Source organism: Burkholderia sp. Bp8963, from assembly GCF_003854275.1.
Classification (GTDB): Bacteria; Pseudomonadota; Gammaproteobacteria; order Burkholderiales; family Burkholderiaceae; genus Burkholderia.
This window is the reverse complement of sequence record NZ_QTQP01000072.1, coordinates 23,699-31,202: the sequence shown is the minus strand read 5'-3', so window position 1 is coordinate 31,202 and position 7,504 is coordinate 23,699. Positions and strand designations below refer to the sequence as shown.

The 7,504-nt window shown below is 65.7% G+C and carries 4 protein-coding genes and 1 pseudogene; 1 reads left to right on the top strand and 4 read right to left on the bottom strand.

What is annotated here, in order from left to right:
* From DID96_RS34220 to DID96_RS34205, 4 genes and pseudogenes are all read right to left on the bottom strand, one after another.
* Positions 1-224: pseudogene (locus tag DID96_RS34220) on the bottom strand (hypothetical protein); the annotation flags it as partial.
* Between the two features lie 479 nt (positions 225-703).
* Positions 704-2,041 (bottom strand): argininosuccinate synthase, encoded by a 1,338-nt coding sequence (gene argG, locus DID96_RS34215; RefSeq protein ID WP_124603612.1) that lies wholly within the window; start codon positions 2,039-2,041, stop codon positions 704-706.
* A 316-nt stretch (positions 2,042-2,357) separates the two neighbouring features.
* Positions 2,358-3,428 carry an FUSC family protein gene (locus DID96_RS34210; protein ID WP_124603611.1) on the bottom strand — a complete coding sequence of 357 codons (1,071 nt, stop codon included), beginning with the start codon at positions 3,426-3,428 and terminating at the stop codon, positions 2,358-2,360.
* A gap of 161 nt (positions 3,429-3,589) precedes the next feature.
* Positions 3,590-5,125 carry a diguanylate cyclase gene (locus DID96_RS34205; protein WP_124603610.1) on the bottom strand — a complete coding sequence of 512 codons (1,536 nt, stop codon included), beginning with the start codon at positions 5,123-5,125 and terminating at the stop codon, positions 3,590-3,592.
* Between the two features lie 597 nt (positions 5,126-5,722).
* Here DID96_RS34205 and DID96_RS34200 point away from each other — a divergent pair.
* Complete coding sequence (locus tag DID96_RS34200) at positions 5,723-7,270, top strand: amino acid permease (protein ID WP_124603609.1); 1,548 nt, start codon at positions 5,723-5,725, stop codon at positions 7,268-7,270.
* Positions 7,271-7,504: the final 234 nt, after the last annotated feature.

Genomic DNA, 7,504 nt, shown 5'->3' with positions numbered 1-7,504 from the left:
AACTGGGTCAGCGTGCGCGCCGAGAAGTCGTACAGGAACAGCTGGCTCGTGCCGTCACCGTAGGACACATAGCTGTGATAGACGAGCTTGCCCGTCAGCGCGCTCGGAAACGACGCGTTGGACTGGGCCGGAGGGTTGGAGATGCAGGCTGCGTCGGCGGCGTTGCCGCACAGGGTGAGGGCGAGGCCGGCCACAAGGCTCACGACGAGGGACTTCGATTTCACGATTAGTCATCCGTAATAATTCGGCGTATGGGTAGGCAGGATGTCCGAACGTGTCTTCGCGTGTTACGCCGATCGATGCCGCATGACCGAACGCGGCCATCGTTGCCGCGTTCGCCGGTAATCCTCGATGAACCTGACGGAAGCCTGCGGCCATGTCCTTGGCAGCCGCCAACCGAAACCTTCCGGATCTGTCTCGCTACCAGTGTGAGGTAACCGTGCGCGCGTCGATTGGGCGATTAGAGGCCGTTCGTGGCGGCATCTCGCCGTATCGGCTCGCAAGCGGTAAATACTGCCGAAAAATGTTGCGCGACGACCGGTCTCGCCGTGGCGTCCGACGGTGATCGGAGCCGACGCTCGGCCGTGGAAGGAAAAAAGGGGGGAGGAGAGACCGGCAGGCTGCGCGCGCAACGAACACGCGCGCAGCCTGCCCGGCGCGGGCAGCGCATGACCTGCGCCGCCCGGCCGTGACGGAAGACGGCTTACTTGTCGCCGTCGTCCTTGATTTGCGGCAGCGCCGACGATTCGCCCGGCGTCAGCAGCCCGACTTGCGTGTACACGCGCAGCTTGTCGCGCGTATCGGTGATGTCGAGGTTGCGCATCGTGAGCTGGCCGATCCGGTCGCGCGGCGAGAACGTCGAGGCGACCTTCTCCATCGACAGGCGTTCCGGCTGGTACGTGAGGTTCGGCGACTTCGTGCTCAGGATCGAGTAGTCGTTGCCACGGCGCAGTTCGATCTTCACTTCGCCGGTGATCGCGCGCGCGACCCAGCGTTGCGCCGTTTCGCGCAGCATGATCGCCTGCGGATCGAACCAGCGGCCCTGGTACAGCAGGCGGCCGAGGCGGCGGCCGTTCTCGCGGTACTGCTCGATCGTGTCCTCGTTGTGGATGCCGGTGACGAGACGCTCGTACGCGATGTACAGCAGCGCGAGGCCCGGGGCTTCGTAGATGCCGCGGCTCTTCGCCTCGATGATGCGGTTCTCGATCTGGTCGCTCATGCCGAGGCCGTGGCGGCCGCCGATGCGGTTCGCCTCGAGCAGCAGCTCGACCTGATCCTTGAACTCGACGCCGTTCAGCGCGACCGGCTGGCCGGCCTCGAAGCGCACCGTCACTTCTTCCGCGTCGATCTTCACGTCGTCGCGCCAGAACGCGACGCCCATGATCGGGTTCACGATCTTGATGCCGCTCTCGAGGCTTTCCAGATCCTTCGCCTCGTGCGTCGCGCCGAGCAGGTTCGAATCGGTCGAATACGCCTTCTCGGCCGACATCTTGTACGCGAAGCCCGACTGGCGCATGAATTCGGACATTTCCGAGCGGCCGCCGAGTTCGTCGATGAACGTCTGGTCGAGCCACGGCTTGTAGATCTTCAGGTCCGGGTTCACGAGCAGGCCGTAGCGGTAGAAGCGCTCGATGTCGTTGCCCTTGTACGTGCTGCCGTCGCCCCAGATGTTGACGCCGTCTTCCTTCATCGCGGCGACCAGCATCGTGCCCGTGACGGCGCGGCCGATCGGCGTCGTGTTGAAGTACGTGACGCCGGCCGTCGTGATGTGGAACGCGCCGCTCTGCAGCGCCGCGATGCCTTCGGCCACGAGCTGCGCGCGGCAGTCGATCAGGCGCGCGCCCGCTGCGCCGTATTCCATCGCGCGCTTCGGGATCGAATCGTAGTCGTCTTCGTCGGGCTGGCCGAGGTTCGCCGTGTATGCGTACGGGACGGCGCCCTTGAGTTTCATCCAGTGCAGCGCGGCGCTGGTGTCCAGGCCGCCGGAGAAGGCGATACCAACCTTCTGGCCGGTCGGGAGGCTTTCGAGAATCGTGCTCATAGGAATTACCGTGGATTGAAGTCCGGGAGGGATCGTATTTCGCGGAATATGCGAGTATCGGCTGTCCGGGAAGTTGGGGCAAGGGTTGATTTCGGCCCGGCGGCCGCGTGCCGGGCCGCCGGGCGGGCTTGCGGGCTGGTTGGCGAGCGCAGGCGGCGGCCGGTTTTCAGGGGGCGGATCGATGGCGTCATGAAATTGAAAGCTTCGCGCCGGCGAATATATCTAGACGGACACGACTTTCCCGACTCGCCAAAGAGTCGCCCACATCGCGCCAACATCGACCGCACCAAACAGGTGCGCCTGCGTACCCCGACCCTCAAATATTCCACGACCGCGCGGATTCCAGCAGCCGCTCGCGCAACTGATCGACTTCGCCGGCGAGTTTCGCCGAAATCGACACATACCCCGACAGCTGCGCCGGCGGCGCGTGCTGCGGCACATCCTGACGCCGCCGCGTTCCACTGAGCCGGCTCGGCGTGCCGAACTTCAGCGCACGGCTCGCGCCGACGAGCGTGTCGCGGATGTTCCGGTGCGTGGCCTTCATCGCGACGCGCAGGTATTCGCGGGCGGCCGTGTCGTCGCGGGCCGGCAGCACGCTCGCGAGGATTTCGAGGTAGCTGATGCACAGCCGCAGGCTGCGCTGGATCGCCTCGAGTTGCGCCATCGAGATCTCGCGTTCCTTCGACACGGACGGCATCAGCGAACGCAATTGCACGAGCAGCGCACTCAGCGCGGCCATGTCCTTCAGGTGCGCGTCGTCGCTGACATGGCGGTCGCCGGCGATCCGCGCGTGCACGGCGGCGCAGCCGCGCAGCGCGTCGGCGAGCTTGTAGCGCCACGAATAGGTTGCGTACAGCGGCAGCGCGAACGAGAACGCGAGTGCGATCGCGATGCCGGTCAGCACGTCCACCGCGCGCCACAGCCCGTCGACGATCTCGTTGTCGCCATGCCCGGCGACGATCACCATCGTGATCGCCGACAGCAGCGCGATATAGCCGGCCTTGCCGATCGCGTGATACGCGCAGACCCCGCACGCGATCGCCATCACCGCGTAGATCGCGAGCGGCGCGTGCACGGCCGAGTGCAGCAGGATCAGCAGCAGCCCGGCGAGCGCGCCGATCGACGTGCCGAGCGCGCGCTCGGCCGCCTTCTTGCGGATGTTGCCGTGATGCTGGAGGCCGCCGACGACGATCAGCACGGTGATCGTCGACCATTCGCCGTGCGGCATCCGCAGGCCGGTCGACAGGCCGATCGACACGAGGATCGCGAGCGACACGCGCGCAGCGTGAATCAGTTTTGCGTGACGGTAGCGGCGATACGGGTCGAGCAGCGGGCGCAGCGCGCTACGGACGACGGTCGGCAGCCGGGTGTGGAGCGAGGCGGTCATGACGGAAAGCGGGTGACGGGAAAGCGCGCCGGCGGCGATTCGGCCGGCGGCGCATCGCGGCTGCGATCAGACGTAACGCTAGCGGAACGTGCGCGGGCTGTCCACGGTGCACGCACGACGGGCGGCCGGCGCGGCGGCCACGCCGTCATGCGGTTGCGCGCTCACACTTCGGCCTGGCACCGCCCAGCCTCGCACACCCGGTTGCGGCCGCCGGATTTTGCACGATAGAGCGCCTCGTCGGCGAGCTTCAGCAGCGTTTCGGCGCTCTTCGCGCGGTGGTCGGCGGAGGTCGCCGCGCCGATGCTGGCCGTCACGCACCCGTACGGGCTCTGCACATGCTCGATTTCGAGCCCGGAGATCGCCCGCCGGATCGCCTCGGCGACGACCGCCGCGCCGCGCGCGTCGGTGTCGGGCAGCGTGACGACGAATTCCTCGCCGCCGTAGCGCGCGATGTGGTCGCCCTGGCGGCGCAGGCAGCGCGACGCGGTTTGCGCGACCTCGCGCAGCACGTCGTCGCCGGCCTGATGGCCGTAGTAGTCGTTGAACGCCTTGAAATGATCGACGTCGACGAACAGCACGGACAGCGGCCGGCCGCTGCGGTTCGCGCGCCGGACTTCCTTCGTGAGCACCGCGTCGAACTTGCCGCGGTTGTCGAGGCCCGTCAGCGCATCGGTGTGCGCGAGACGGTACAGCTTCGACTCGGCGACCTGCCGGCGCCTCAGCTCGCGCGACAGCAGCAGCGACGCGCCGACGATGAACACGCTGAACAGGCCGACCAGGACGATCACCCAGACTGCGCGGTCGCGCCACGACGCATAGATGTCGCTCTCGGCGGGCGCGACGTTGACGATCAGCGGCAGGCCGCTCAGGTGCCGATAGACGAAGATACGGCGCACGCCGTCGATCGATGCCATGCCGGCCAGCACGCCTTCACGGTGCTTCATCGCGCGGATGAACAGCGGCGCGTCGTGCAGGTCGAGGCCGACGATCGCCGGATCGAACGGCAGGCGGCACACGAGCGCGCCGTTGTCCTCGATGATCGCGGCCGTCCCGTGCTGGCCGACCGCGATGCCGTCGAGCAGCGCGCGGAAGTAGTCGATGCTCAGCGTGCCGACGACGATGCCGCCGAACGAGCCGTCCGGCCGGGTGATCCGGCGGCTGAGCGCGATCGTCAGCGCGCCGCCGCGCAGCCGGGACGCATACGGCCGGCTGATGAAAAGGCCCTGCGCGCGGCCGTCGCGATGCGCGGTGAAATAATCGCGGTCGGCGAAATTGCCGCGCCGCGCGGGCATCGCACGGGAATCGATGACGATATTGCCATTGGCATCCATCACGAAAATCGAGCCGAGATAGGCGCCGGTCGCCGCGCGGTCGAACAGCATCCGGTGGCGCAAATGCTCGGGCAGCGCATTGAGTTCCGGATCGTTGACGCCGTCGACGACGTTTTGAAGGGACAAATCATACAGCTCGATATTCCGCGAGATGTCGCGCTCGATCAGCAGCATCAGGTTCCGTGCATTTTCGACGGCATGGCCGTATGCGTCGCGATGGGCCTCGATTAATACCGACGCGCACAAACTCCAGCTGAACAGCACGAGCAGAAAGCCCGCGACGATGACGCCACGGGGCGACAGAATCCGCACGACCGTCGACGAAGTATGGCGGCGCAACGTATCCAGCAGCGGGAATGGCTTCATCCTTGTAGGGGGAGGGAGCGGCGGAAATGCGTTCCTGATGACGGTTCCGCACGGTAATTATTTCAAAACAATACGTATTATCTCGCGAATTTTAACGGCCTGACTACTTCGTCAAACCGGTTGTGAATTTAAAACAGATCCGACCCGTTACGCAACGTTACCAAATCACGCGGACGCAATTTGCTTTGTAACAATCTTACGATCCGCTTCACTCCGTCTGATTATTGCAGGCGATTTTGACCGATTTTCGCGATTAATCGGCCTTTGTCGGTTCCGGACAGGATCGCGGCCGCCCGGCGGGTGCCCGCGGAAAAGGCCGCGTTTCCGCACGTGCGCCGCGCGAGGCCCGCACTGTGCGCCGGCGCATCCAACCCGTTGATTCTGCAAAGGCTGCGCGCCGCGCCGGACGCCTTCGCGTGCGCTGTCTTGCGGGCGAATCAGGTAGAATCCGCGCTTCGCCGCAGGCGCCCGGCACGCGACGTGCCCGGAGCCGCCTCGAATGCAGGTCCGGGCGCGCATCGCGCCCCGATTTCGCGCGGACGCCGGCTCAACATGCTGCCGGCCCGCCCAACGTTCGTCTCGTCTTTCTCGTCTTCGATGTCCGCACTTCCGAATTCCGACCGGCCCGGTTCGTCCGGCAATCCACCCAAGCTCCATCGCGCGCTGAAGGCGCGCCACCTGACGATGATCGCGATCGGCGGCTCGATCGGCACCGGCCTGTTCGTCGCGTCCGGCGCGTCGATTTCGCAGGCCGGCCCCGGCGGCGCGATGGTCGCGTACATGCTGATCGGCCTGATGGTCTACTTCCTGATGACGAGCCTTGGCGAGATGGCGGCATTCATGCCGGTGTCGGGCTCGTTCGCGACCTACGGTGCGAAATACGTCGACGAAGGCTTCGGCTTCGCGCTCGGCTGGAACTACTGGTACAACTGGGCGGTGACGATCGCGGTCGAACTGGTCGCCGCGCAGCTCGTGATGCACTACTGGTTTCCGAACGTGCCGGGCGTCTGGTGGAGCGCGGCGTTCCTTGGCGTGATGTTCCTGCTCAACGCACTCACGGTGCGCGGGTTCGGCGAGGCCGAATACTGGTTCGCGCTGATCAAGGTCGTCACCGTGATCGCGTTCATCGGCGTCGGCCTGCTGATGATCTTCGGCATTCTGAAGGGCGCGCCGAGCAACGGCTGGGGCAACCTGACGATCGGCGACGCGCCGTTCGCGGGCGGCCTGCCGGCGATGATGGGCGTTGCGATGATCGCGGGCTTCTCGTTCCAGGGCACCGAGCTGATCGGTGTCGCGGCCGGCGAATCGGAAAACCCGCGCACGACGATTCCGCGCGCAGTGCGCCAGGTGTTCTGGCGGATCCTGCTGTTCTACGTGCTCGCGATCTTCGTGATCGGCGTGCTGGTTCCGTATACCGACCCGAACCTGCTGAAGAGCGACGTGACCGACATCGGCGTGAGCCCGTTCACGCTCGTGTTCCGCCACGCGGGCCTTGCCTTTGCGGCCGGCGTGATGAACGCGGTGATCCTGACCGCCGTGCTGTCGGCCGGCAACTCGGGCATGTACGCGTCGACGCGGATGCTGTACAACCTCGCGACCGAAGGCCGCGCGCCGAAGCTGTTCGCGAAGCTGTCGCCGGGCGGCGTGCCGCGCAATGCGCTGTATGCGACGACCGCGGTCGGCGCGCTGTGCTTCCTGACGTCGCTCTACGGTGACAAGACGGTCTACATGTGGCTGCTGAACACGTCTGGGATGACGGGCTTCATCGCGTGGCTCGGCATCGCGGTCAGCCATTACCGGTTCCGCAAGGGCTACGTCGCGCAGGGCCATACGCTCGACCAGCTCCCGTACGAGTCGAAATGGTTCCCGTTCGGCCCGCTGTTCGCGTTCGTGCTGTGTGTCGTGATCGCGCTCGGCCAGGACTATCAGGCGTTCCTCGCGAACAAGATCGACTGGATCGGCGTGCTCGCGACCTACGTCGGCATCCCGCTGTTCTTCGTGGTGTGGGCTGGCTACCGGATCGTGAAAAAGTGCCGGTTCGTCCGCTACGACGAGATGGAGATCGCGCCGTGGGTGGCCGCGAGCCGGGACGCGCAGCACGGGACGAAGGTTCAGCCTGTGTCGACGCCGGAAAACGTCGCGTGACGGGTGCGGCGCACGGGCGCCGCATACGAGCGACGAAACGGGAAGCCTTGCGCTGATGGACTTCCAAGGCGGGACACGGCTGATAGCAGGGCGGAGACCAGGATCTCCGCCTTTTTTATGCCTGTCGGTCGAAAAATCTAACAAAAGTACCAGATTTCGTGCGCGTTGATTTGTGCACCAGGCAATCTGCTCAAGTATCGCAATCGTCTGCTGCCATGCCTTCCGTCGACTGCC

Coding starts and splice junctions, on each gene's coding strand:
- argG (WP_124603612.1), bottom strand. CDS start 2,041: ATGAGCACGATTCTCGAAAGCCTCCCGACCGGCCAGAAGGTTGGTATC.
- DID96_RS34210 (WP_124603611.1), bottom strand. CDS start 3,428: ATGACCGCCTCGCTCCACACCCGGCTGCCGACCGTCGTCCGTAGCGCG.
- DID96_RS34205 (WP_124603610.1), bottom strand. CDS start 5,125: ATGAAGCCATTCCCGCTGCTGGATACGTTGCGCCGCCATACTTCGTCG.
- DID96_RS34200 (WP_124603609.1), top strand. CDS start 5,723: ATGTCCGCACTTCCGAATTCCGACCGGCCCGGTTCGTCCGGCAATCCA.